This is a genomic window from Sphingobacterium psychroaquaticum (genome assembly GCF_900177625.1).
In the GTDB taxonomy this organism is placed as follows: Bacteria; Bacteroidota; Bacteroidia; order Sphingobacteriales; family Sphingobacteriaceae; genus Sphingobacterium; species Sphingobacterium psychroaquaticum.
Window position 1 is genome coordinate 242988 of sequence record NZ_FXAU01000007.1, and the last position, 26654, is coordinate 269641.

At 40.8% G+C, this 26654-nt stretch carries 26 protein-coding genes; 23 read left to right on the top strand and 3 right to left on the bottom strand.

All coding sequences use genetic code 11. The annotated features are described in order from the left end of the window. Nucleotides 1-19: 19 nt before the first annotated feature. Together B9Y69_RS16845 and metK are read right to left on the bottom strand one after the other, a co-directional pair. Nucleotides 20-1183: an alpha-hydroxy acid oxidase gene (locus B9Y69_RS16845; RefSeq protein WP_085474143.1), complete on the bottom strand. Its 1164-nt coding sequence runs from the start codon at nt 1181-1183 to the stop codon at nt 20-22. Between the two features lie 135 nt (nt 1184-1318). Further along, nucleotides 1319-2572, bottom strand: a complete 1254-nt coding sequence (gene metK / locus B9Y69_RS16850; protein WP_085474144.1) for a methionine adenosyltransferase — start codon at nt 2570-2572, stop codon at nt 1319-1321. A 261-nt stretch (nt 2573-2833) separates the two neighbouring features. On the opposite strand from metK, the gene B9Y69_RS16855 reads away from it, so the two are divergent. The 22 genes from B9Y69_RS16855 (at nt 2834) to B9Y69_RS16970 (ending at nt 23968) form a co-directional block, all read left to right on the top strand. After that, nucleotides 2834-3706 (top strand): diacylglycerol/lipid kinase family protein, encoded by an 873-nt coding sequence (locus B9Y69_RS16855; protein ID WP_085474145.1) that lies wholly within the window; start codon nt 2834-2836, stop codon nt 3704-3706. A 6-nt stretch (nt 3707-3712) separates the two neighbouring features. Continuing rightward, nucleotides 3713-4063 (top strand): translation initiation factor, encoded by a 351-nt coding sequence (locus B9Y69_RS16860; RefSeq protein WP_085474146.1) that lies wholly within the window; start codon nt 3713-3715, stop codon nt 4061-4063. A gap of 431 nt (nt 4064-4494) precedes the next feature. Next, entirely contained in the window at nt 4495-5325 is an 831-nt protein-coding gene (locus B9Y69_RS16870) for a MotA/TolQ/ExbB proton channel family protein (RefSeq protein ID WP_085474148.1), read from the top strand. Nucleotides 5326-5423: 98 nt separating this feature from the next. Further along, on the top strand, nt 5424-6080 hold the full coding sequence (locus B9Y69_RS16875; protein WP_085474149.1) for an ExbD/TolR family protein: 657 nt from the start codon (nt 5424-5426) through the stop codon (nt 6078-6080). A gap of 16 nt (nt 6081-6096) precedes the next feature. Then, a complete protein-coding gene (locus tag B9Y69_RS16880) occupies nt 6097-6648 on the top strand; it encodes an ExbD/TolR family protein (RefSeq protein ID WP_085474150.1) in 552 nt (183 codons plus the stop codon). Nucleotides 6649-6668: 20 nt separating this feature from the next. After that, on the top strand, nt 6669-7550 hold the full coding sequence (locus B9Y69_RS16885; RefSeq protein WP_085474151.1) for an energy transducer TonB: 882 nt from the start codon (nt 6669-6671) through the stop codon (nt 7548-7550). 271 nt (nt 7551-7821) lie between these two features. Beyond that, nucleotides 7822-8766 (top strand): PstS family phosphate ABC transporter substrate-binding protein, encoded by a 945-nt coding sequence (locus B9Y69_RS16895; RefSeq protein ID WP_159451877.1) that lies wholly within the window; start codon nt 7822-7824, stop codon nt 8764-8766. 103 nt (nt 8767-8869) lie between these two features. Further along, nucleotides 8870-10609, top strand: coding sequence for a tetratricopeptide repeat protein (locus B9Y69_RS16900; protein ID WP_085474154.1), 1740 nt, complete (start codon nt 8870-8872; stop codon nt 10607-10609). 253 nt (nt 10610-10862) lie between these two features. After that, the gene (locus B9Y69_RS16905; RefSeq protein ID WP_085474155.1) at nt 10863-11243 is read left to right on the top strand and encodes an NADH-quinone oxidoreductase subunit A; all 381 of its coding nucleotides are present in this window, start codon (nt 10863-10865) and stop codon (nt 11241-11243) included. A gap of 75 nt (nt 11244-11318) precedes the next feature. Then, on the top strand, nt 11319-11876 hold the full coding sequence (locus tag B9Y69_RS16910; protein WP_085474156.1) for an NADH-quinone oxidoreductase subunit B: 558 nt from the start codon (nt 11319-11321) through the stop codon (nt 11874-11876). Then, complete coding sequence (locus B9Y69_RS16915; RefSeq protein WP_085474157.1) at nt 11869-12366, top strand: NADH-quinone oxidoreductase subunit C; 498 nt, start codon at nt 11869-11871, stop codon at nt 12364-12366. Before B9Y69_RS16910 ends, B9Y69_RS16915 begins: the two co-directional genes overlap by 8 nt. Nucleotides 12367-12379: 13 nt before the next feature. After that, nucleotides 12380-13615, top strand: a complete 1236-nt coding sequence (locus tag B9Y69_RS16920; protein ID WP_085474158.1) for an NADH-quinone oxidoreductase subunit D — start codon at nt 12380-12382, stop codon at nt 13613-13615. Then, nucleotides 13608-14132, top strand: a complete 525-nt coding sequence (locus tag B9Y69_RS16925; RefSeq protein WP_085474159.1) for an NADH-quinone oxidoreductase subunit NuoE family protein — start codon at nt 13608-13610, stop codon at nt 14130-14132. The genes B9Y69_RS16920 and B9Y69_RS16925 overlap by 8 nt, the downstream gene beginning before the upstream one ends. A gap of 1 nt (nt 14133) precedes the next feature. After that, nucleotides 14134-15486 (top strand): NADH-quinone oxidoreductase subunit NuoF, encoded by a 1353-nt coding sequence (gene nuoF, locus B9Y69_RS16930; RefSeq protein ID WP_085474160.1) that lies wholly within the window; start codon nt 14134-14136, stop codon nt 15484-15486. 88 nt (nt 15487-15574) lie between these two features. Continuing rightward, nucleotides 15575-16585 carry an NADH-quinone oxidoreductase subunit G gene (locus B9Y69_RS16935; protein ID WP_085474161.1) on the top strand — a complete coding sequence of 337 codons (1011 nt, stop codon included), beginning with the start codon at nt 15575-15577 and terminating at the stop codon, nt 16583-16585. 15 nt (nt 16586-16600) lie between these two features. Further along, nucleotides 16601-17641, top strand: coding sequence for an NADH-quinone oxidoreductase subunit NuoH (nuoH, locus tag B9Y69_RS16940; protein ID WP_085474162.1), 1041 nt, complete (start codon nt 16601-16603; stop codon nt 17639-17641). Between the two features lie 124 nt (nt 17642-17765). Continuing rightward, the gene (locus tag B9Y69_RS16945) at nt 17766-18290 is read left to right on the top strand and encodes a NuoI/complex I 23 kDa subunit family protein (protein WP_085474163.1); all 525 of its coding nucleotides are present in this window, start codon (nt 17766-17768) and stop codon (nt 18288-18290) included. 1 nt (nt 18291) lies between these two features. Further along, the gene (locus B9Y69_RS16950) at nt 18292-18789 is read left to right on the top strand and encodes an NADH-quinone oxidoreductase subunit J family protein (protein ID WP_085474164.1); all 498 of its coding nucleotides are present in this window, start codon (nt 18292-18294) and stop codon (nt 18787-18789) included. Further along, a complete protein-coding gene (nuoK, locus tag B9Y69_RS16955) occupies nt 18789-19118 on the top strand; it encodes an NADH-quinone oxidoreductase subunit NuoK (protein ID WP_085474165.1) in 330 nt (109 codons plus the stop codon). The genes B9Y69_RS16950 and nuoK overlap by 1 nt, the downstream gene beginning before the upstream one ends. 45 nt (nt 19119-19163) lie before the next feature. Beyond that, complete coding sequence (gene nuoL, locus B9Y69_RS16960; protein WP_085474166.1) at nt 19164-21080, top strand: NADH-quinone oxidoreductase subunit L; 1917 nt, start codon at nt 19164-19166, stop codon at nt 21078-21080. 41 nt (nt 21081-21121) lie between these two features. After that, the gene (locus tag B9Y69_RS16965; protein WP_085474167.1) at nt 21122-22567 is read left to right on the top strand and encodes a complex I subunit 4 family protein; all 1446 of its coding nucleotides are present in this window, start codon (nt 21122-21124) and stop codon (nt 22565-22567) included. A gap of 21 nt (nt 22568-22588) precedes the next feature. After that, on the top strand, nt 22589-23968 hold the full coding sequence (locus B9Y69_RS16970) for an NADH-quinone oxidoreductase subunit N (RefSeq protein ID WP_085474168.1): 1380 nt from the start codon (nt 22589-22591) through the stop codon (nt 23966-23968). Between the two features lie 38 nt (nt 23969-24006). Here B9Y69_RS16970 and B9Y69_RS16975 read toward each other — a convergent pair whose 3' ends face one another. Further along, nucleotides 24007-25287 carry a replication-associated recombination protein A gene (locus B9Y69_RS16975; RefSeq protein ID WP_085474169.1) on the bottom strand — a complete coding sequence of 427 codons (1281 nt, stop codon included), beginning with the start codon at nt 25285-25287 and terminating at the stop codon, nt 24007-24009. A gap of 190 nt (nt 25288-25477) precedes the next feature. Here B9Y69_RS16975 and B9Y69_RS16980 point away from each other — a divergent pair, with 190 nt between their 5' ends. Next, nucleotides 25478-26623, top strand: coding sequence for a tetratricopeptide repeat protein (locus B9Y69_RS16980; RefSeq protein WP_085474170.1), 1146 nt, complete (start codon nt 25478-25480; stop codon nt 26621-26623). Nucleotides 26624-26654: the final 31 nt, after the last annotated feature.

The following is a 26654-nucleotide window of genomic DNA, read 5'->3' on the forward strand; positions in this document are numbered from 1 at the left end:
GGTAGGAATAGAAAGGCTTTTAGAGAAGCCTTTCCGAAAATCTATCTATTTTATCAATGGATAGCTGCTGCATAATTTGATACAAATGGGTTTTGAACATGTTGATCGTGTGCTCACCTCCATGGTCACCGAGTGCACCCACCCCATACATAAAAGGTCTACCCATAAAGTTAAAGGCCGACCCAACAGCATGCGCACGGGCTAAATCTACCCCCGAACGAATTCCTCCGTCCATCATAATCTTGATCTTATCTTTATATGCTGGATTATTTGCGAGGCGGATCAATGAATTGATCGACGATTCGGCCGCATCGAGTTGCCGGCCACCGTGATTGGAAACAATTACACCATCCGCACCTAATTGTATGGCCTCTTGCATATCTTCATCGGTCGCAATGCCCTTTAATACGAGCGGTCCTTTCCAGCGTTCACGAATGGCTTTAATTTTTTCAAATGTAACTTTACCCGTAAAGGTCTTGTTCATAAATTGGCCCAACTGGCTGAGGTCGAGGCCAGCCTCCATATATGGTTTTAATGTAGCGAAGGAGGGGATACCTTGTTGTAAAGTTTTTATTCCCCATGTCGGGCGGATCATGGCTTGAAAAATGTTAGCGATATTCATTTTTGGAGGCATAGATAATCCACTTTTAATTTCTCTATAACGCAGTCCAAAAGCGGGAACGTCGACCAACACAACTAATACAGGACATTCTACGGCCTGTAGGCGGTTTAAGATATCGTCGCGAAGGTGATCCTCGGTTGGATGATAAAGCTGAAACCAAGCAGATCCTTCGGAGACCTCGGCAATCCGTTCAATACTGGATGTGGATACGGTGCTTAAGATATATGGGATTTTTTCCTTAGCGGCTGCTTTAGCTAAGATTTCCGGCGCATTAGGCCACATTAATCCTTGAAGGCCAATAGGTGATATGCCAAAAGGAGCGCTGTATTTTTTGCCGAACAATTCTGTTGAGAGGTCTATGTTACCATTTTCCGCAAGGTAGCGTGGTTTGAGGTATATATGGTCAAAATCGCTCTCATTGCGTTGTAGATTGAATTCTTCGTTGGCTCCGCCTTCAAGGTAGTCAAAAGCGAATTTTGGAATACGTGTTTTGGCTTTCTTACGTAAATCAGCAACAGATGGGTATGCCGAATTGTACGGAAAGGTAAGTTTGGTACTCATGTGGTTTATGTTAATTATTTAGTGTAGAAAGATACATACTTTTCAGGGAATAGCTGTCCTGCGCTGTACAGTTAAATAAAATAAGGCTGTACCCGATTTGGATACAGCCTTATTTATACGGTTACGTATGCACGACTAAAGGCCGAAAGCTTCTTTAACCTTGTCTACAAAGTCAAGTTTCTCCCAAGTAAATAGGTTTACTTCGACTTCCTTGATTTCGCCTGTTGTACTTTCAAAGGTCTTTGTTACGGTTTTTGGAGTACGTCCCATATGACCATAAGCCGCAGTTTCAGAATAGATTGGGTTACGTAAACCTAAGCGTGTTTCAATCCCGTAAGGCGTCATGTCAAATAGTTCGGTGATCTTGGTTGCAATTTCTCCGTCGTTTAGATTTACTTTGCTCGTGCCGTAGGTATTAACATAGATACCCATTGGATCTTTAACACCTATAGCATAAGATATCTGTACTAAAATTTCATCAGCTACACCGGCCGCCACTAAATTTTTTGCGATATGACGTGTTGCATAAGCCGCTGAACGATCTACTTTCGAAGGATCCTTGCCAGAGAATGCACCACCACCATGTGCTCCTTTTCCACCGTAGGTATCAACGATGATCTTACGTCCCGTTAGGCCTGTGTCGCCATGCGGGCCACCGATAACGAATTTTCCCGTCGGGTTCACGTGAAACGTGATATCATCGTTAAAGAGTGCTTGCAACTCTGGAGACAGTTGTGCTTTTACGCGGGGAATTAGGATATGTTTAATATCGTCTGTAATCTTTGCCAGCATGGTTGCTTCTTCAGCAAAATCATCGTGTTGGGTAGAGATTACAATTGTGTCGATTCGCTGCGGTTTGTGATCGTCACTATATTCCAACGTTACTTGCGATTTCGCATCGGGTCTTAAATAAGGAATTTCCTTGTTTTCACGACGAAGAGCCGCTAGTTCATACAATAAACGGTGAGCAAGATCTAAGGCGAGTGGCATATAGTTCTCCGTTTCATTACTTGCGTAACCAAACATGATTCCTTGGTCGCCGGCACCTTGTTCTTGTTTCGTTTTACGATCTACCCCTTGGTTGATATCCGCAGATTGCTCATGGATAGCCGACAATACGCCACAAGAGTTTGCTTCAAACATATACTCGGATTTGGTATAACCAATTTTTTCGATCACCGAGCGAGCGATTTTTTGAACATCCAGGTAAATCTTAGATTTTACCTCGCCAGCAAGGACCACTTGTCCTGTGGTAACCAAAGTCTCGACAGCAACGCGTGCATCCTCATCCCATGCGAGAAAATTATCAATTAAAGCGTCAGAGATTTGATCTGCAACTTTATCGGGGTGTCCTTCGGACACAGATTCTGAAGTAAATAAATATGCCATTTTGCGTTTTTATTATCGATATTACGCCAGTCGGAGAGGGGCCAAGTAGAAGTGGAAAAACATTTAATTTTCGGTTTTAGCACTTTTTTACCGTGGTTGCAATCTCCTTGAGGCATAGGTAAATATGCCGTGCGCAAATCAGTCCACTTTTTTGTCGAGCAAAAATACTACTCTTTCCTCATTTTTAAAAGTATTTAACGATAAAGTGGAGTAGTAAAAGGATTTGTCTATCTTTATCTCCGTAAGAGCTGATATATATATATGCGTAAGCGAATCCTATTTGTTATTAACCCAATTTCTGGCGGAAAGAAGAAAACAGCATTTAATAAACAGGTGTTGGAGGTGCTCGATTTAAAAAAATTCGACCCTACGTTCAAGATCACGAATCACCCAAATCATGCGTATGAACTGGGTAAACAAGCGATAAAGGAAGGTTATGATGCTGTAGTCGCTGTCGGGGGAGATGGTACGATCAATGAATTGGGTTCTGCTATTCTAGGGACAGATATGCCGCTCGGTATTATCCCTGAAGGATCGGGCAATGGATTGGCCTTATATCTGGGTATTCCGCTGAACGAGTCCGCTGCCTTGCGGCGAATCAATAGATTTGAAACGGTAGAGGTGGACACGGGAGAGATTAACGGGAGAAACTTCTTCAATATAGCCGGTATAGGTTTTGATGCCTTTGTGAGTGATCATTTTGCGACGGAGAATATTCGAGGGCCTATCGGCTACCTTCGTTCTTCCTTAAACGTGTTTAGTAAATTCAAACCCAGCGTGTACCGATTGGAAATCGATGGCAAAGCATATGAACGGGAGGCCTTTATGATCAGTGTTGCAAATTCACCGCAATATGGTAACAATGCATATATCGCACCGCAGGCTTCTATAAATGACGGTATTTTGGATGTTTGTATCGTTCATAAGTTTCCTTTGTATTTATTACCTAAGATGGTCTTTCATTTGTTTACGAAAAGTGCCGATCAATCGGATTATGTGGAAATCATTCCAGGGAAAAATATTCGAATCATCCGTGATGATCGGGGACCTGTGCATGTGGATGGCGAGCCGGTCGACATGGGCGATACGCTCGATATTTCAATTCAGCATAAATCACTAAAAATAATTTGTTAAGTTAAGATGGCAAAGCAGAAAAAACAACGCTTCGAGGGAATTGTCTATTCAACAGCGGATGATTTCTCCTACACAGAGGCCGAAAGCGCCGAGGAATTAGAGACTTTACCGAATGGAAAGCAGAAGCTGAAGGTCTTTTTGGATCGTAAGGCAAGGAAGGGTAAAGTTGTTACAATAGTGGATGGCTTTATTGGCGCCGATGAAGATTTGCAAGCGCTTGCAAAGGTATTAAAACAGCGATGTGGTGTCGGGGGAGCTGCGAAAGATGGTGAAATTTTGATACAGGGAGATTTTAAGCAAAAGGTTTATGATATTCTTATCGCAGAAGGATTTTCAGTAAAAATGGCTGGCGGATAGTTGTTTAAGGAACTTTTTATTTTTTTTGGTTTTATCTTTCACCCTTTTCTACCTCTTAAGCTTGCTGAAGCGAATTTATGTTTAAACAGACTGTTTGCACTTTGTTTTAGTGAGTGAATACTTACTTAATTTTTGCAAGTAACAATTTTTTAATTTGCATAAACCAAAAAAAATAGTTTTCATTGTAAAATATATCGCACTAAACCGCAATATATCGAAAGGTGACAACTACCGGAACGGAACGGAAACCGCTGATGGGTTCGCTGGTATTTGGATGTTTGGGAAAGACATAAATAAATGTAAAGAAAATTTTATTTTTAATACAAAACAGTATATTTGTTTTGCGCGAAAGCAAGGCAAGTGCCTTTAAATTGCATTAATTGAATTAAACATTAATATTAAACAACAGTAAAAATCTAAAAATTAGTAAAATGGCAAACGCACCAAAAACTACTACTCCTGCTAAAAATGAAAGCGGAAATTCAGGTAATTTATTTGCGAGTTTAGCAATTATCATTTGTTTCATCATCGGTTACCTTGTATGGAAATTTGTAATGGGAGCTCCATCTAACTTTATCGATAACAACCCTGTTAACCAACCGCTTCCAGGTAACTACCTAGGTATGGTTTACCACGCTGGTGTAGTTGTACCTATCTTGATCGGTTTATTCCTTATGGTATGGGTATTCGCTATCGAGCGTTTTATCGTTATCAACAGAGCATCAGGAACAGGTAACGTGGGTAACTTCGTAAGAAAAATCCAAACATTAATCAATGGTGGAAACATCGATTCAGCTATCGCTGAGTGTGACAAACAAAAAGGTTCAGTAGCTAACGTAGTTAAAGCTGGTCTTTTAAAATACAAAGACGTTTCTGGTAACACAGGTTTAGATTCAGAAAAATCTGTTTTGGCTATCCAGAAAGAAATTGAAGAAACAACAGCATTAGAAATGCCAATGTTAGAGAAAAACATGAACGTTCTAGCAACATTAGTTTCTATCGGTACATTGACAGGTCTATTAGGTACAGTAACAGGTATGATCAAGGCCTTCTCGGCATTGGCAACTGGTGGTGCGCCGGATTCAGCGAAATTAGCAAACGGTATCTCTGAGGCCTTGATCAACACGGCTACAGGTATCGCGACATCTACATTCGCTATCGTATTGTATAATATCTTGACTGCTAAAATTGACAACTTAACTTATTCTATCGATGAGGCTGGTTTCTCAATCGTACAAACGTACGCTGCAAACCACAAATAAGACGATTTGAAAAAAATCGAATTTCTTTTATGGAATTTGATCTTTTCAATCATCATGTATCAAAGAATAGGAATTGTTAATTAAAAGAAGTAAAGAAAATGGGTAAAGCAAAAGTAAAAAGAGCCAGTACATCCATCGACATGACGGCGATGTGTGACGTATCGTTCTTGCTTCTTACTTTCTTCGTTTTGACCGCTACAGCGCGTCAACCTGAGGTTTTGCCAGTAGACGTTCCAGCATCTTCAACGCCAGATAAACTACCAGACGATAATGTTTCTATTATCTCTGTAGGTAAAGGCGGCAAAGTGTTTTTCAGTATTAAAAATCCTACAGTACGTGAGGAGACTTTGAAAAGCATGTCTGCAAAGTATGATATTGCGTTCTCGGACAAAGACTACGAAGAGTTTAAGAAAATGGACGAATTTGGCGTTCCGTTGAAAAATATGCGCCAGTTGCTTTCTCTTGGTAACGATCAACGTAAAGAAAATATCCAACCTGGAATTCCAGTGGATAGTACGGAGACGAATTCAAATGAGTTGTATCAGTGGGTACAGCAGGCTCGTTTGGCTACGATCAAGTACAACAGAGACCGTGAAGGAGAGAAGGATTTCGTGGATCCAGGACCGATGAAGGTCGCTATTAAAGCGGATGCAAACGAAAAATATCCAACGATTAATTTAATTATCGAAACTCTTCGTAACCAGAAGCAAAACAAGTTTAGTTTTGTAACAGGCTTGAGAAACGAAAGTAAGTAGATTAAAAATTTAAAAAATGGCAGAATTAAATCAAGATAGTGGGAAAGGTGGAAAAGGCGGGAAAGTAAGAGCCAAGAAAAACGGTGGTAAGGTCGATTTGACCGCCATGGTAGACTTAGCATTCTTATTGATTACCTTCTTCATGCTTACTACGTCATTAAATAAGCCTCAAGCGATGGATGTGGCGATGCCTGACAAGAACAAAATTGATGCGAACGACAATTTAGAAATTGCCGATACGCGCTCAATTACGCTTCTATTAGGTTCGGACAATAAAATTTCTTGGTATTACGGACAGTTGGCAAAACCTATTTATCAACCTGCAACGGTAGAATATGGTAAAGATGGTATTCGTCAAGTGCTTCTTAAAATGCAAAAAGAAGTTCCAGCTCGCAGTGGCGGCAAAGATTTGATCGTTGTAATCAGACCAAGCGAAAAATCAGTACAAAGAAATCTTGTTGATATCTTAGACGAGATGAAAATTGTAGATGTAAAACGCTATATGATTTCAAAAATCAATAATGACGAAATTGAAGTGTTAAAACGCGAAGGTCTTTTCAACGACTAATCGCACTATAAAGAAATTATATGTTTGGTTCTAAATTAGATATATTCAAAAAAGAATGGCTTGATGTCGTTTTTGCGAATAGAAACAAAGAATATGGTGCCTACGACCTACGCAAATTTGCGCCGAAGGCTACTAATATCGGTTTGTTCGCTATCACGGCTTCGGTTCTTGTTTTGAGTGCTCCAAAAGTCTTTAATATTAAGATTTTTCCAGACAAGCCTGTTGAAGAAGCTCCTATGATTACGGAAGTTACTTTAGAGGATTTGGAAATTCCGGAGCCTGAAAAAGAAGAAGAAGAGCCTCTTCCACCAGAAGAAGAACAACCACAACGTATTGCTCAGGAGCCACCTGCTGAAGATCTAGTAAGATTCCCAGAACCGAAGGTTGTGCCGCAGCAGCAAGTAAAAGAAGAGGTTGTGACGCAGGAAGAAATCAAAAAGGAAAACAAAACTCCAGCACGTATTACATTAAAAGGTACGAAAGGTGCTTCAGGTGTACCAACTGGGGAGTTTGGTCCTAAAAAAGTAGAAGGTGCAATCACAGGTTCTGCCGAAGGTAAGCCTGATGGTAACCCAGATATTGATAAAGTGTTTACAGCCGTAGAGGTTAACCCAGATCCACAAGGAGGTATTAATGCATTCCGTAAGTGGGTTCAAGAAAGTTATTCGTATCCGCAAGGTGCAATTGATGCTGGGGTGAAAGGTCAAATCGTTGTTTCTTTCGTTGTTGAAAGAGATGGTAGTTTGACTGACATGAAAGTTGTAAAAGACCTTTCTTATGGAACAGGACAAGCATTGATTAACGTGCTGAAAAAAGCGAAGAAATGGAAACCAGGTATTCAAAATGGTCGTCCGGTTCGTGTACAGTATCAGTTACCGATGACCTTAGATCTTCAACAATAAGATGAGTGGTTTTAACAGAAACACAAAAAAATTTAGTCAGAAATCGCCATCACAGCGATTTCTGTCTATTTTAGGCCTAGCGATGTTTGCCTTTTATTTCATCCTAGGTGTACTGGTGATTTTTTGGAATAATTTTCCCATTGCGATTGATCCGGCATACAAGAATATTTTTGGCGTTTTGCTTATCGTTTATTCTTTTATGCGTTTTGCGCGCTTGTGGCAGAATAATTTTTTTCGCTAGTTCAGTATTGAATTTTTAACGATGGTTTATATGAAAAGATATATCTACGGAGGAATGGCTGCTTTGTTGTTAATGACGACAGTGGGATGCTTTAATACAAAAAATGAAGGGCAATCCAATGTCGACAGTACGGCAGCTCCTAAAGGTGGTTCAAAAGAGGATATTTTAGTAGGGACATTAAATGTCGTGGTAGATGCTTCTATATTCCCATTGATGAGAGAGCAAGAGGAGGTTTTTCTTGCAGCTTATCCCAATGCAAAATTGAACATCATAGTTAAACCAGAAGTTCTTGCTGTTAAAGAGTTGTTAGCTGATAAGGCAACGGTCGCTGTATTGGCCCGTGAGTTGAATGAAAAGGAAAATGAGTATTTTGCTAATCGTTCGATTAAACCACGCGTTTTTCCAGTATGGTCTGATGCCGTTGTGTTTGTTGGTAATACTAAATCGGCTGATACAAGCGTTACTATTCCAGTTGTACTCGATATGATGAAGGGACAGAATGCGAACAATAAGAAATTGATCTTTGATAATTTGAATTCCAGTAGTTTTAGGCAATTACAGGAATTAGGGAAGATAGAAAAAGTTGCTTCCAATTTTGTCGAAGGTGTGGGCGATGCGCGCGGGGTGCTTAACACTGTTATGAACAATAGCGATCGTATCGGTGTCATTAGTTATAATGAATATTTAGATTTGGAATCATCGTTTTCAAATAATATTCGTATCTTGAGCGTGAAGAATACGATTGGTGAAAAGGCAGATAATATGTATTATAAGCCTAACCAATCCACTATTGCAGCAGAACAATACCCATTAAGACGTACTTTTTATGTCTTGAACTATCAACCTAACATGGGATTGGGGATTGGATTTTCTGCTTTTTTAACGGGTGATCGTGGACAGCGAATCGTGCTGAAGTCGGGGCTAGTACCTGCATCCATGCCGGGTAGAGAAATCATTATTAGGGACAATATTTAATTAGGATTCTGCCTATATATTGCAGAGTGAGTGATATCGATAATTTTACTTTTTTAAAGTATCTTTATCTAAGTTTGAAAATAAAAAAGAACACAGATAAATTATGACAAACAGCAAATTAGTTTTAAGTTTATTATTAGCTGGAACAGTTGGTTCTGTAAGTGCGCAAAGCTTAAAAGATGCAAAAGCGGCCATGACTGCTGAGCAGTATGATAAGGCAAAAGGTATGTTGCAAAACTTAGTTGAGAAAAAGGCTAAGGATGGAGAGAACTACTTTTATTTAGGGAAGATCCACTTAATCAATGATAAAGTTGATTCTGCTGCAATTGTATTTAATCAAGGTCTTACAAATGCACCTAAGGAGCAATTGAATAATGTTGGTTTAGGTATTGTTGATCTAATGGGGGGCAATCAAAGTGCAGCTGAAAGTAAGTTTGCTTCTGCAGTTTCTGGACTAGGTAAAAAGGATTACCTTCCTTTATTGTATATCGGTGAAGCATATATCGATGCGCCAAAGCCTGATTACACAAAAGCGATTGAATATTTAACACAAGCGAAAAGTAAGAACGAAAAAGATCCACAGGTCTTTATCGCTTTAGGTGACGCTTATGCGGGCTTAGGTGAAAGTAGTCAAGCTTTCGTGAACTACCGCGATGCAGAGTATATGGATCCGAGCTTGCTTACTCCAAAAATTGGACAAGCTATTATTTCGAGAAGAGCGCAGGCTTATGATGTTGTATTGGAGCAATTAACTGCTTTAGCAAGTGAGAATCCAAACTACGCACCGATCTTCCGTGAGTTGGCAGAGACGTACTATCTTTCTTCTTTGAAAGCACCGGAAGAGAAATATCGTGAAATCAACACCCAAGCGGTAGAAAACTACAAAAAATATTTATCGTTAACAGGTGACCAGTCTGTGGAAGCAAAAACACGTTATGCCGATTTCTTGGTATACTCTGGTAACTACGATGAGTTGAAGAAAGTATCCCAAGAGTTAGCTAATGCGCCGGGGGTGGATTCAAAAGTATTCCGTTACCTAGGTTATACTGCATACTTGCAAGATAAGGATTATGCGAAAGCAGCGGAATATATGAATACGTTGTTCTCTCGCGTAAAACCTGAACGTTTGATCCCTCGTGATTACTTGATGGCTGGTTTAGCAAACCTTACAGCAGGAGATGAAGCAAAAGGCTTGTCTTTGTTGAAAGAAGCAATGGCTAAACAGACAGAAGACGATAACTTAGAAGCAGAAATTGCAGAAACAGCATTTGCCAAATACCAAGACGGTGAAGTTGATGCGGCCGTTAAAATCTTCAGAATTCCGGCATCGATGCCAACTTCTGATTACTACTATGATGCGAACTTCTATTTAGGTTCAGCACTTTATGGTAACGGTTCAAAACTTGTTTCTCCAGGCGAAGGTGAAGAGGTTACGCCAGAACTAGGTAAAGAAAAACTAGAGAAAGCTAGACCAATCTTAGAAGAAGCTGTAAAAGCATTAGGTATTGTTGCAGCTGCTAATAAAGAAGATATCGTGAAAAAGTATAGTGTAAATGCATTGTACTATAAAGGATTAGCTGAACTTGCTCTAGATAATGTAATGTATGATCCAGAGAAAGCACAAGGTTTGTTTGTTGATACATTTACAAAACTTTTGGCTGCTGTTAAAGCTTCCACTATCACTGATGCTGAAAAGATCCCTTACTTAGTTGATGCAAACAACTACCTTGGATATTTCAGCTACTTGAAAGGTAATAATGCTAAAGCTAAGACGTACTTCGAAGAGACGTTGAAGGTTAGTCCAGATGATGAGTTCGCAGGACAATTCGCAGGGCAATTATAAGATTTTTCTTATTCTATAAAAAGGGCTGATTTTTCAGCCCTTTTTTTGTTGTTATTTAGACCGTATATAAGTAGTTTTTGGTGGGGTAACCTGGGTAAATCCATCTTGTAGATGATGCGCCACCAGCTGGTGTGTTGACGGTATAAATTCTAACAAAATGCGTTAAATTTCTTTGATTTACAGCCCTTTTGTATTGGTATTGAAAGAAAATTTAATTAAGTTTGTTACTGAGAAAAGATAATAAACTAACATTATGGAAAGTGTAGACCTAACAAGCACACCAGTTGATTATATTCCAATTTTGATACAATTGGGTGTCGCGGTAGCGTTTGGTGTTTTAACAATCATTGGGACGCATATGATCGGCCCTAAAGTTCGAACAGCAAACAAGCTTGGTGCTTTCGAGTCGGGTGTTGAAGTCATTGGTAATGCCAGACAGCCGTTTTCCGTTAAATATTTCTTGGTTGCTATCTTGTTCGTCATTTTTGATGTGGAGGTGATATTCATGTATCCGTGGGCTGTTAATTTCCGCGAGTTTGGTGTAAATGGATTGATAGAGATGTTCGTTTTCATGGGACTGCTTCTATTGGGGTTCATTTATGTGATCAAGAAGAAGGCGTTGGACTGGGATTAGTTCCTGTTTTGCCTGCCTGTTCCTTATAAAGGAAGCATCAATATAAACTTTAAATAATAAACCAAAAAAATAGTCATGAGTAAAGTAGTGACATTAGCAGAAGCACCTCCAGGAGTGGAAGGCGCAGGTTTCTTCGCAACGAGTTTGGATAAAGCCATTGGTTTGGCGCGGGCGAACTCTTTGTGGCCTTTGCCTTTTGCGACTTCGTGTTGTGGGATTGAGTTCATGGCGACCATGGGCTCCACATATGATTTAGCTCGTTTTGGTGCGGAGCGACCAAGTTTTTCCCCTCGACAGGCTGATATGTTGTTGGTGATGGGGACTATTGCGAAAAAGATGGCTCCTGTACTGAAGCAGGTATATATTCAAATGGCTGAGCCTCGATGGGTAATTGCCGTAGGTGCGTGCGCTTCAAGTGGGGGGATTTTCGACACATATTCAGTTTTGCAAGGGATTGATGAAATTATACCGGTGGACGTATACGTTCCCGGCTGTCCGCCTCGACCTGAAGCTATTTTAGATGGCGTCCTGAAATTACAGGAGATTGTTAAGAATGAGTCGTTGAACCGGAGGAATACGCCGGAGTACAAGGCTCTATTGGAAAAGTACGGTATAGCAACAAACAATGGATAATAATAGTGTATTAGACAACTTACGTGTTGCATTTGGTGAGTCCATCTCTTTGATTGGTGAGCCACATGGATTATTGACGGTGGAAACTAGTGCGGCGTCCCTTATTGCTTTGTTGAGTCATTTGAAGGAGGATAGTACGCTAGGTTTTAATTATCTAACCGATATTACTGCTGTACATTATCCATTGCAAATAGGGCGGGAGTACTGTGTGGTTTATCATCTGCACAATATGTATGAGAACCTTCGAATTCGTGTTAAGGTATTTCTAGATAAAGATCATATCCATATTCCGACGGCCACGGTCCTTTGGAACGGAGCCAATTGGATGGAACGCGAGACATACGATTTTTACGGTGTTGTATTCGATGGCCATCCTGACCTTCGTCGTATCTTAAATATGGATGACCTTGATGTTTTTCCAATGCGAAAAGAATATCCTTTAGAAGATCCAAACCGAGTAGATAAAAAGGATTTTTATTTTGGACGCTAAAAACCGAAATGTAATGAGTAAGACTATAACCAAAATAACACCCAATAAACCTGTTTTCATAGATAATGATCCGCAAGATGCGCTGGTAACTTTAAATATCGGACCAACTCACCCTGCGACCCATGGTGTATTCCAAAATGTGGTGCAGATTGATGGTGAGCGTATTGTTAGTGGAGTTTCTACTATCGGTTATATTCACAGGGCTTTCGAAAAGATTGCAGAACATCGTCCGTTTTATCAGATTACCCCCTTAACTGACCGCTTAAACTACTGTTCGTCTCCAATTAATAATATGGGGTGGCACATGACCGTCGAGAAGTTATTAGAAATAGAGATTCCAAAGCGTGTTCAGTATATGCGTGTAATCGTCATGGAACTCGCTCGTATAGCAGATCATATTATCTGTAATGGGATCCTGGGCGTCGATACAGGAGCCTTTTCGGGCTTTCTCTATGTGATGCAAGAGCGGGAGTTTATCTATGAAATCTTCGAAGAGATTTGTGGTGCGCGCTTAACGACTAATATTGGTAGGATAGGTGGGTTTGAGCGTGATTTCAACGCGATAGCTTTTCAAAAAATTGAAGCCTTCCTAGAGCGATTCCCTCCAGTATTGAAAGAGTTTGAAGAGCTTTTCGTTCGGAACAGAATTTTCATTGAGCGTACGTCAGGCGTAGCAGCGGTAACACCGGAAGAGGCACTGAGCTATAGTTGGTCTGGACCAATTTTGCGAGCAACAGGAGTTGATTACGATGTTCGCGTGGTTTCACCGTATTGTTCGTACGAAGAATTTGACTTTGATGTTCCTGTTGGCACAACAGGAGATGTGTATGATCGGTTTATGGTACGAAATGCTGAAATGTGGCAATCGTTACGTATTATCGAGCAGGCGCTCCGAAAAATAGAGAAAGAACCAGTCGGTGTATTTCACGCCGATGTTCCTGCTTTTTATCTTCCTCCGAAGGAGCAGGTGTATACGAATATGGAAGCATTGATCTATCACTTTAAGATTGTGATGGGGGAGTGGGAGACTCCACAGTCGGAAGTATACCATTCCGTGGAGGGAGCGAATGGTGAATTAGGTTTTTACCTGATCCACGATGGAGGTCGATCGCCTTACCGCTTACATTTCCGTAGACCATCGTTCGTCAATTATCAGATGTTTGCCCCGATGAGTAGTGGGATGTTGCTTTCTGATGCGATTATCAACATGAGTAGTTTAAACGTTATTGCAGGAGAATTAGATGCTTAGTGTAAAAGAAAATATGATTGTGACATTTTCTGCGGACATGCTGGCGCAGTTTGCTGAAATTGTCGCGCGCTATCCGGAGAAGAGACAGAAATCGGCCTTACTGCCGATTTTACATATTGTACAGGCGGAATACGGTTGGTTAAGTGTCGACGCGATGGATAAAGTTGCGGCATATTTAGCGATACAGCCCATTGAGGTGTATGAGGTTGCAACGTTTTACACGATGTACTTTTTGGAGCCTAAAGGGAAGTATGTACTCGAAATCTGTCGCACAGGGCCTTGTTGCTTGGTGGGTGCAGAACGCATCATCAAGCATGTTGAAAATAGACTTGGTGTTAAAGAAGGGGAGGTTACGGAGGATGGTCTGTTTTCATGGCGCGGGGTTGAGTGCATGGCGGCTTGTGGTTTTGGCCCCGTACTTCAAATTGGCCCAGATTACACATTTTATGAAAATTTAACGGAGGATGGCGTCGACCAGCTTCTTGAGCAATTAAAAGAGAAAGCACAACAGATTTAATATGGCACGTAAACTATTGTTGACACATATTGATGTTCCCGGAATTGAGGGCTTTGAGGTTTATCGCCAGCAGGGGGGATATCGTGCGGTGGAGAAAGCCGTCAAGACTATGACGCCTGATGATGTGGTCGAGGAAGTGAAAAAATCTGGTTTACGTGGACGTGGTGGAGCAGGTTTCCCGACGGGAATGAAATGGAGCTTTTTGGCTAAACCGGAAGGTGTTGCACGTTATTTGGTTTGTAATGCCGATGAGTCTGAACCGGGCACATTTAAAGATAGGTATCTGATGACTAAGATTCCGCATGCGCTCATTGAAGGAATGATTGTGTCGAGTTATGCTTTAGGGGCAAATACATCATATATCTATGTACGTGGAGAGATGATGCCACAGATACGTATTCTCGAAAAGGCTATCGCTGAAGCAAAAGCTGCGGGTTTTTTAGGTAAAAATATTTTAGGTAAAGGCTACGATCTGGAGATTTATGTGCAACCTGGTGGTGGTGCTTATATCTGTGGAGAAGAGACCGCTTTATTGGAATCCTTGGAAGGGAAGCGTGGTAATCCGCGGATTAAACCTCCTTTTCCTGCTGTGGCGGGTTTGTATGGCTGCCCTACGGTTGTAAACAATGTGGAGTCTATTGCTGCTACCGTTCCCATCATTAATGATGGCGGAGAGGAGTATGCTAAGATTGGAATAGAGCGAAGTACAGGAACTAAACTTATTTCGGCTTCGGGCAATTTAGTTAAACCTGGGGTTTATGAAATAGAATTGGGACTTCCCGTCGAAGAGTTTATATACTCCGATGAGTACTGTGGTGGTATAGCCAATGGTAAACGTTTGAAAGCAGTGGTGGCCGGCGGTTCTTCAGTGCCGATTTTACCCGCTAATTTGGTGTTTAAGACAGCGAATGGTGAAAATCGTTTGATGACGTATGAGTCATTGGCGGATGGCGGTTTTCAAACGGGAACCATGATGGGTTCGGGTGGTTTTATTGCCTATGATGAAGATCAATGTATTGTCCGTAATACGTGGAATTTTACGCGTTTTTATCACCATGAGAGCTGTGGACAGTGTTCTCCATGTCGTGAAGGCACGGGATGGATGGAAAAAGTGCTACATAATATAGAGAGTGGAAAAGGATCCATGGAAGAGATTGATTTGTTGTGGGATATTCAGCGTAAGATCGAAGGAAATACAATCTGTCCGCTGGGGGATGCTGCAGCATGGCCTGTGGCTGCTGCAATTCGCCATTTCAGAGATGAATTTGAGTGGCATATCACACATCCTGAGGAGGCACAAAAGCGGAATTTTGGCTTAGCACATTATGCGGAGCCTCGCCAACCTGTGGTATAAGCGGTAACCGTTGACGGTGTGATGATCATCTTAGAGAAGACAAGAAGGTGACCAGTAAAATGAATGGCTTTTTTTAAAGAAATAGAAAATGGCAGAAGAAAAATTTAGGGTAACGATAGATGGAATTCCGGTGGATGTAACGCCGGGAACAACAATACTTAATGCAGCACGAGAGATTGGAGGAGATATTGTGCCACCAGCTATGTGCTACTATTCCAAATTAGAGGGGAGTGGAGGAAAATGCCGCACCTGCTTGGTAAAAGTATCGAAGGGGTCAGAAAAGGATCCTCGCCCTATGCCTAAGTTGGTTGCTTCTTGTCGTACCACGGTGATGGATGGTATGGAAGTACAAAACATTACGTCCCCCGAAGTTGTCGAAGCGCGCAAGGGTGTTGTTGAGATGTTATTGATAAACCACCCATTGGATTGTCCTATCTGTGATCAGGCTGGAGAGTGTAAGCTACAAGATTTAAGCTATGAGCACGGCGCGGAGCAAACGCGGTATAAGTTTCCGAGGCGGACATTTGAACGGATCGATATCGGGGATAAAATACAACTGCACATGAACCGGTGTATCCTTTGCTACCGCTGTGTGTATGTTGCTAATCAGCTTACAGATCAACGTGAACACGGTATCATCAGCCGGGGCGACCACGCAGAAATATCGACCTTCATTGAAAAGGCTTTGGATAACGATTTTATAGGAAATGTGATTGACGTTTGCCCGGTTGGAGCACTGACTGATAAAACATTCCGGTTTAAGAATCGTGTTTGGTTTACGAAGCCTGTAGATGCACATCGCGACTGTCCGACCTGTTCGGGCAAAGTGACGCTCTGGTACAAAGGAGCAGATGTATTGCGTGTGACCGGCCGTAAGGATGCGTACAACGAGGTCGAAGATTTTATCTGTAATACCTGTCGTTTTGACACGAAGCAAACGCAGGATTGGATTTTGGAAGAACCGACGAAAATTGATAAAGATTCGGTGATTACCGCAAACCATTATAACTCTTTTAATCCTCCTGCAGTTATTGAACAGGATCTTGTGCTGCAAGCAGCAAATGAAGAGCAATTGGAGCGAACAGAACGATTGAAATAAATAAAAGCATAAAGAATGGAAACTGTTGTTATCGTAGAGAAATTAATCCTTGTTGTTGTGGTTTTTACCATATCCCTTGTGATTGCGATGTACTCAACGCTTGCCGAGCGTAAAATTGCCGGCTTTATGCAGGACCGATATGGACCAGATCGTGCAGGGCTATGGGGGATTCTTCAGCCGTTGTGTGATGGAGGGAAATTTTTCTTTAAGGAAGAAATTATTCCTGCGGGAGCCCATAAAACATTGTTTATTCTCGGGCCAACGCTTGCTATTATTACAGCGTGTATCAGCTCTGCTGTCATTCCATGGGGCGGCACTCTTATTATTGGAGGGCGCGAAGTTTCTCTTCAGGTTGCCGATATAAATGTTGGGGTCTTGTATATTTTTGGCGTTGTAGCATTAGGTGTGTATGGTATTATGCTTGGCGGTTGGGCTTCGAATAATAAATTCTCTTTAATGGGGGCTATCCGTGCTGCCTCACAAAGTATCAGTTACGAAATAGGAATGGGGTTATCGATTATTGCTTTATTGATGGTAACCGGAACCCTTTCTATGAGCGAGATTGTGGCGCAACAATCTGGGTTTGTAAACTGGAATATTTGGGTGCAACCACTCGGTTTTTTGATTTTTATGACCTGTGCATTTGCTGAATGTAACCGTGTACCATTTGATTTACCTGAATGTGAAACTGAACTTATTGGTGGATACCATACCGAATATTCATCGATGAAATTGGGACTGTACATGTTTTCGGAATACATTAATATGTTTGTCTCGTCGGCCCTGATGGCAGCATTGTATTTTGGAGGCTACAATTTCCCATTTATGAACGAGTTGGGCTTGTCGCACAATTGGATTACTATTATAGGTGTACTGGTGTTTTTCCTTAAGATATTTGGGTTTATCTTTTTCTTTATGTGGGTGCGGTGGACATTGCCACGCTTCCGCTACGACCAATTGATGAATCTGGGGTGGAAAATGTTGATTCCTTTAGCCATTGCTAATATTGTCCTTACCGGGATTATTACTGTTGTAAAGGATATGTACTTTGCATAAAGGCAGAGATTGTTTCTTCGACAATAGCAGGTAGGTTACAAGGAAGGTAAATATAGGGACACAGGATGTTGTCTTTTAAAAAAATATAGAGATATAATATACTGTATCTCCAAAAGAAACAGATATGCAAGCATTATCGAATAGAAAAAAAGTTATTGAGCAGAAACCGATGAATTTCTGGGAGAGGATCTATCTTCCGGCGATTGCAAAGGGGCTTGGAATTACATTAAAGCACTTCTTTAAAAAGATTCCTACGGTGAAGTATCCGGAGGAGACACGTCCTTATTCGAAGAATTTTAGAGGGCAACATTCTCTAAAACGCGATGAGGAAGGTAGAGAGCGTTGTACAGCATGCGGACTTTGTGCTTTATCTTGCCCCGCTGAAGCGATAACGATGACCTCGGCGGAGCGCAAAAAAGGCGAAGAACACTTATACCGGGAGGAAAAATATGCATCGGTATATGAGATAAACATGTTGCGTTGCATTTTCTGCGGCCTATGCGAGGAGGCATGTCCCAAAGAAGCGATTTATTTGGACGGTCCACACGTTACAGCGGAATATTTGCGCAAAGACTTTATCTACGGAAAAGATAAGTTGGTAGAAGCTACTTTTGATATTAAGAAATTAAACCAAGAAAAATCTGTTTAGCATGACCGTATTTTATTTAGTTGCTTTTCTGGCTATTTTTTTCGCTTTGATGACCATTTTTACCAAGAATCCGGTACATAGTGTACTATACCTGGTAATAACCTTCTTTACCCTTACTATTCATTATATTTTATTAAATGCCCAGTTTTTGGCCGTTGTAAACTTTATTGTATACATGGGGGCCATTATGGTTCTTTTCCTATTTGTGTTAATGTTGTTGAATCTCAACAAGGAAAGCGAGCCAATGAAGTCGAATTTCGTAAAGATTATGGGTGCGATCGCTGGCATGTGTCTTATTGCAACTCTTCTGGGAGCATTTCGTGTAATAGAACCGAATAATCAGATGGTTGTTGGAAATGAAGAAGTTGGTTTAGTGAAGAATTTAGGGAAAGTATTGTTTAAGGAGTTTTTGTTGCCTTTTGAAATTTCATCTATTCTGTTGCTTACAGCGATGGTGGGGGCCGTATTATTAGCTAAAAAAGACGTTAAGAAAGTATAATGGAAAATATCGTTCAAAACATACAGGGCGTTCCACTGAACCACTACATTATCTTTTGTAGTATTATTTTCGCCATTGGCGTTATTGGTGTCCTGATTCGTCGTAATGTTATTATTATTATGATGTCCATTGAGCTTATGCTCAATGCGGTGAATTTACTGCTTGCCGCTTTTTCGGCTTACCGAGGAGATGCCAGTGGGCAAGTTTTTGTGTTTTTTGTCATGGCGTTGGCAGCCGCTGAGGTAGCGGTCGGGTTGGCTATCATTATTATGGTGTATCGAAATACCAAGTCGGTAGATATAGAAACGTTGAGTAAGCTGCGTTGGTAGGGTAGCGATTTTAGTAGGAATTAAAAGATTATTAGTACGATTTTTATGACAGAATTACTTTGGTTGATACCACTAATCCCATTTCTAGGCTTTGTTTTAAACGGCTTGGGAAGGAATCTATTTCCAAAGGCCATATATGGTATTATTGGTACAGGAGCGGTATTCATAGCTTTTATATTAAGTGCATTTTTATTTCAGGAAATATGGAGTCTCCAAAAAGCGGGACAATCTGCGGCGATAACCCAGCATTTATTTGATTGGTTTTCAGTAGGCAACTTTAAGGTTTCTTTGTCCTTTTTGGTTGATCCTTTGAGTGCAGCTATGTTGCTTATCATTACAGGGATTGGTTTCCTGATCCATTTATACTCCTACAGCTATATGCATGAAGACAAAGGGCTGGGTAAGTTTTTTGCTTATTTGAACCTCTTTGTATTTTTCATGCTTTTATTGGTAATGGGATCCAACTACTTGGTCATGTTTATTGGTTGGGAAGGTGTTGGTTTATGTTCCTACTTATTGATTGGTTTTTGGTTTACGAACTCTTCTTATGCTTCAGCAGCGAAAAAGGCTTTCGTCATGAACCGAATTGGAGATTTGGGCTTTTTGATTGCTATGTTTTTTATCCTTGAACATTTCGGGACATTAGAATATAGTGCTGTATTTTCACAAGCGGCAAGTCTTTCTATTGGCGATAGTACCATTGTGATTATTACTTTATTGTTGTTTGTAGCTGCTACGGGTAAATCTGCGCAGATTCCACTTTTTACATGGTTGCCCGACGCTATGGCAGGACCAACGCCTGTTTCGGCATTGATCCATGCGGCAACGATGGTAACGGCAGGTATTTATATGGTGGTGCGTTCGAATGTATTATTTATGTTGTCTCCGTTGACGATGGAGATTATGGCCATCATTGGGCTTGCAACAGCGTTGATTGCAGCCTTTATAGCGCTTACACAAAATGATATTAAAAAGGTATTGGCCTATTCCACAGTATCACAGCTGGGCTATATGTTTTTGGCACTGGGTGTTGGTGCTTTCACGGGGGCATTCTTTCATGTATTGACTCACGCCTTCTTTAAAGCTCTTTTATTCTTAGGCGCTGGGTCAGTTATTCATGCGATGGGTAATGAACAGGACATGCGTAAAATGGGAGGACTGCGAAAAGCCTTACCTATTACCTTTTTTACGATGTGTCTCGGTACAATTGCCATTAGTGGAATTCCGCCCTTCGCAGGTTTTTTCTCTAAAGATGAGATACTAGCGCATGCTTTTCAGCATAATGTGGTGCTTTGGGGAGTTGGACTGTTGACCGCTATTTGTACGGCTTTCTATATGTTTAGGTTGTTATTTATGACATTCTTTGGTTCCTTCCGGGGAACTGCGGATCAAAAAGCACATCTGCATGAATCTCCATGGCAAATGACATTTCCACTCATTATTCTTGCGTTCTTATCGGTTGTAGGTGGCTGGATTAACCTTCCTGAAGCTGTTGGCGGCAGCCATGCCTTAGCCAATTTCTTGGCACCAATATATAAAGGGAGCCGTTTAGCTGATTTCGATTTGGCATTGAGTCATCAAACGGAATATCTCCTGATGGGAGTTTCGGCTATCGTTGCGATTGTTATGGCTATTGTCGCCTATACCATGTACGGCAAGATGGATGGAAAACCAATGACGGAGAAAAATGAAGGTTTCTTGTACAGACTATCATACAATAAACTGTATGTCGACGAACTTTATGATGCTATTATTGTAAGACCATTGCAATCGTTATCTACATTCTTACATACGTATGTGGAGAAATTAGGTATTGATGGTTTCGTCAATGGTATTGCTTCTTTCTTCGTAGGATCAGGCAAAGGAATTAGACAACTGCAGAGTGGCTATGTGGGTTTCTATATTTTGATGATGGTGTTTGGCGTTATTGCCATCCTTATTTACGGTATGGTAAGAATTTAGGGTAATAACTTCCTGTTTTTGACTTTTAATATTGATTTTTAATGGATAACCTTTTTATACTTTTATTCGTACCACTGGTGTCAGCTCTGATCTTGTTTTTTATACAAGATAATAAGACCGCTAAAGGCGCGGCCTTGGTGCTCTCTCTTATTCAGTTAGGTTTGACTATACCGTTCCTTATGAGCTTCAACGCAGCAGGAGGAATGCAGTTTGAACAAAGTTTTAGCTGGATTTCAGCATTAGGCATAAATTTCCATTTGGGTCTAGATGGAATTAGCCTACCTATGGTCATGCTTACTAACGGTCTGATACCGTTAATTATCTTATCCACTTTTGACAAGCAGTTTAGGGGAAACTTTTACGGTTTGGTTTCTTTTATGCAAACTGGTTTATTATTAGTGTTCCTGGCATTAGATGCATTTACGTTTTACGTGGGGTGGGAGGTTGCGTTAATTCCGATTTATTTTATTTGTGCGTTATGGGGTGAGGGAGATCGTATACGGGTCAATCTTAAATTTTTTATTTACACATTCTTTGGTAGTTTGTTGATGTTGGTCGCTATCATCTACCTTTATAATCAGGTACCGACCAAAAATTTTGAATGGGCTTCGTTTGTTGCGCTTGATTTGAGTGAGTCGACACAGCGTTGGATTTTTTGGGCCTTCTTTATTGCCTTTGCGATCAAGATTCCGATTTTCCCATTTCATACATGGCAACCAGATACCTATACGAATGCACCGACAGCAGGTACCATGTTGTTGGCTGGAATTATGTTGAAGATGGGCGTTTATGGTATTATACGTTGGTTGCTGCCCGTTGTTCCATTCGCGGTGCTTAGTTACAGTAATGTAGTAATGATTTTATGCGTGATCGGGGTTGTGTATGCATCAATTATTGCTTTCAAACAAAACGATGCCAAGCGTTTAATCGCATATTCTTCTATTGCACACGTTGGTTTGATTACTGCCGGTGTGATATCGTGGGAGGCCGATGGTCTTCAGGGAGCGATTATACAGATGGTTAATCACGGTTTTAGCGTGGTAGCCTTGTTCTTTATCGTGGATATGATCGAAAAGAGAGCGGGTACTCGTAAGTTAAATGAGTTAGGCGGCTTGGCCTCAGAGATGCCTCAGTTAGCCACATTCTTTCTCATTATTGTTATGGGGGCAATAGGTCTGCCACTAACGAATGGTTTCATCGGTGAATTTTTGCTCTTAAAGGGTGTTTACGGTTTTGGTGTGTGGTACGCGGCAATTGCTGGGCTTACCTTGATTTTTGGTGCTGTTTATATGTTACGCCTTTATCAAAAGACGATGTTAGGTCCATTGTCAGACCGGTTTCAGCAGGTATGGGGATTGGAGAATCACGAGTTGATCGTGTTGGTTGCTGTGGTAACAGTTACCCTCTTTTTAGGTGTTATTCCGAACGCTATTTTGGACCTTTCGGAAGCATCAGTAGTGAGCTTATTGAATCAAATTAAATTTTAAAAGTAGCGATATTAATATATTATGGGAGCGATTATTACATTGAGTGTCTTGGGAATTTTAGTGTTGTATTTGGGGCTCTATAAAGCCAAAAATGCATTGCTTCCGGTAACACTATTGGGGCTACTCGTTGCATTTGGATTTACAGTGGCAGATTGGAATAAAGATGCCACGCCCTTATTTAACGGTATGGTCTATTTCGATAAGTTCGCTTTAGCATTTTCTATGCTTTGTATTTTCATAACAGCGCTTATCTTATTGCTTTCTAAGGAATATTTCCGAAATATCAGTGAACATGTTGCAGAGTATTACTGCTTGTTGGTGTTTTCATTAACAGGAGCTTTAATTGTGACGGCATATCATAATTTTGCAATGTTGTTTATCGGGATCGAGATCATGTCGGTCGCTTTATACATCTTAGTGGGTATTCGGAAGTATGATAAGGCATCGAATGAGGCTGCCCTTAAATATTTTCTAATGGGGGCTTTTTCGACAGGTTTTCTGTTGTTTGGGATTGCATTGTTATACGGTGCCTCCGGAACATTCGATTTGGAAGGTTTACGCAATTATGTGTTAACAGCCGGAGAGATTTCGCCTCTTTTTTATGCTGGTGTATTGTTGATGTTGTGTGGCTTATGTTTTAAAATTGGTGCAGCACCGTTCCACTTTTGGACACCAGATGTTTACGACGGTGCTCCAATACTGATTACTGCCTTTATGAGCACGGTGGTTAAGGTTGCCTCTTTTGTTGGCTTTTTACGTTTGTTCAGTATGGTTTTTGTACCGGTCAGTGATTTATGGACTCCCGTGTTGTTGACCGTGGTTATCATAACTTTGTTTATTGGAAATATTACGGCTCTTATGCAATCTAGCTTCAAGCGTATGATGGCCTATTCTAGTATATCTCATGCAGGTTATATGTTGTTTGCGCTCGTTTCTATTAGTGTGACTTCGGCTGCGAGTATGTTTACATATGCTTTTGCTTATTCACTGGCATCGGTCATTGCTTTTGCTATATTGATCTTAGTGAAAAGAGAAACGGGGTCGGATCAGTTTGAGTCGTTCAATGGTTTGGGTAAGCGCAAGCCGGGATTGGCATTAGCCATGACAGTTGCTATGCTATCCTTGGCGGGGATTCCATTGACTGCCGGATTTATTGGTAAATTTATGATGTTCAACCAAGTGATGGGAGGCTATAATATTGTGCTTCTTTTGCTTGCGGTAGTGAATGCTGCGATAGGTGTTTATTATTACTTACACGTTGTGGTGAATATGTATTTTAAAGATGCAGATGGTGAGATGCAGATACAAATACCAACTAGTTATAAAGTGGTTTTAACCCTTGCGGTTGCTTTGACCATTTTAATTGGTGTTTATCCGGACTGCGTTATCGGGTTGTTATAAGATATGTTTGATACTATTGATTGATAGGTTTTTATCAATCAATAGTTATATTTTTCTTTCCACTTTCCTTTTAAGGATTCACGTAATTTATTTTCGGCACTATTGTTCCCCGGATCATATAAGGTTGTACCACTGAGCTTTTCAGGAAAAAACTCTTGTGTTACAAAATTCCCTGGATAGGCATGTGCATACTTGTATTTGGCCCCGTAGTCTAGGTCTTTCATCAGCTTTGTTGGGGCATTACGCAAATGCAATGGCACTGGTACATTGCCGGTTTGCTTAACGAGTTGTTGCGCCTTATTGATGGCTTCATAGGAGGCATTACTTTTTGCGGAACTGGCTAAGTACGTTACTGTTTGGGATAGGATAATTCGAGACTCTGGCCACCCAATAACATTGACGGCCTGAAAACAATTATTGGCGAGAAGTAAAGCATTTGGATTTGCATTGCCAATATCTTCGGATGCCAGGATCAAAAGTCGACGTGCGATGAAAGAAGGGTCTTCACCGCCTTCAATCATGCGAGCTAACCAATATACAGCTGCGTTAGGGTCGCTTCCTCGAATAGATTTGATAAAAGCAGAGATAATATCGTAGTGCTGCTCTCCAGTTTTATCATATAAAGCCATATTTTGTTGCACTTGCTTCAAAACAAAAGCATTTGTTATTGCTTCTTTCTGCGCATGTGCAGCATGGTGGACTAACTCAAACACGTTGAGTAGTTTCCGGGCATCGCCTCCTGATAAACGAAAGAGGGCCTCGTATTCTTCAATGATGACCGGATGTTCTTGTAAATAAGGATCTTTTGTGATCGCTTGGCTCAAAATTGTCTTGAGCTCGTCTTCTGTTAAGTGTTCTAAGACATAAACCTGACAGCGCGATAAAAGGGCCGATATTACCTCAAAAGAAGGATTTTCTGTTGTTGCCCCGATCAAGGTCACAAGACCACGTTCGACGGCGCCTAACAATGAGTCCTGCTGTGATTTCGAGAAGCGATGGATCTCATCAATAAATAGTATAGGTTGTTCTTGATTGAAGTTACGTAGTTTTTCGGCTTTTTCGATTACTTCACGAATATCTTTAACACCGGACTGTATGGCACTTAATGAAAAGAACGGACGTTTTAGTTCTCCAGCAATTAAAAAGGCAAGGCTAGTTTTACCAACTCCCGGTGGCCCCCAAAAAATCATAGATGGTATATTCTGTTGCTGAAGGGCGTTCCATAGAACAGATCCTTCTCCAATAATATGTTGTTGACCAATGTAGTCCCCGATGTTTTTGGGGCGCATACGTTCTGCTAAAGGGATGGGTGTTGCCATAGTAACACGAAAATACTAAAAAAATTAGATATTTCTTGCATTTAATTGTTAGGGCTGGAAGTTCATTTTTAAACCTTTACGGGGAATGTATGTCCCATAGTATCGATTCTTCTGCAAAGAGCTTTGCGGCGGATTAGTTGTATTTAAAATCAATTTTGGGTAAGTTTGAGAAAATCAGAACATAAAATTTATGCAATTTAAAAATACTGATGTATATAAATATCTTTTTGGGGAGCGCGTTATATTTCTCCAAAAAACGTTTACTATGTTCTTGGTTTGTTTAGTGTTGGCTGGACAAGGCGAGGTGAAGGGACAAGAAGATCCATCGGGAGCGATCAAAAAATATGATAAGAGTTTTGCAGGAATTGGGCCTCAGGTTTATTTTTTGCCTCCTACGCGCTCACCCGAAGAGGATTTAGTGAACTCGTATCGGGAGAAGGTTCCTTTTCAAGATAGTATTGCACGAGCATTGGATTTTCAGCGCTTGGTGGAAGAGTTTAAGCCAACAAGTAATGCAACAAGCATTCAATCGTTGTTCGTGACAATGCCTGTAACAAAGGCTGATTGGTTCCATCTAATCGAAAAGGAGACAGATGAGGGAAATTATGCCGTTGCCTACGGTTTACTTCATGCTTATGCCGATCAGGCACTTCGAGGCAAGGATATTAAAGAAACGCTAGGACTCCTAAATAAAGCATTGGAACAAGCGCAAAAGGGGAATAATGCACTTGATATTTCTACGATACAGTACAATCTATCGAATGTCTATTTTTATAACAAAGACGTTCTTAATGCTGGGCGCTTTCAAGAGGAGCGTTACAAAAATGCTGTGCAACAAAAGAGTGGTATTGAGCAAGCGGCATCCTTAATAAAGATTGCACTTATCCAAGCTTACGATAAAGACTATCGTTCAGCGGAGGACAATATAATCCGGAAGGCAATTCCACTTTTAAATAAAGCTAAGGCTTATGATCAAAAGGTCGGCGCATGGGTGTCTTTGGCGCGGATCTATCAATGGCAGAATAAACATACGGAGGCACAATGGTTTCTCATCCAAGCGCGTGACTTAGCGAAAAGTAAGGATATTTCCGATGATTTAGCCGAGATAGAATATTTGTTAGCTTATTCTAAATTGGCGCAAAAGAATTACGGCGTTGCACAGCAGGAGCTTGTAAATGCGGATAAGCTGGCGAAATTAGAGAAGAATAAGGTGTTACAGCTTGCTATTGTGGATCGATTGGGGCAAGTTTATCTAGATAGTAGAGACTTGAAAAAAGCCGCATCTTTGTTGCAGGATTATCAGACGCTAAAAGCCGAAATATTTAATAATAAATAGATTGAAATATTGATTTATACTATTTAATCGA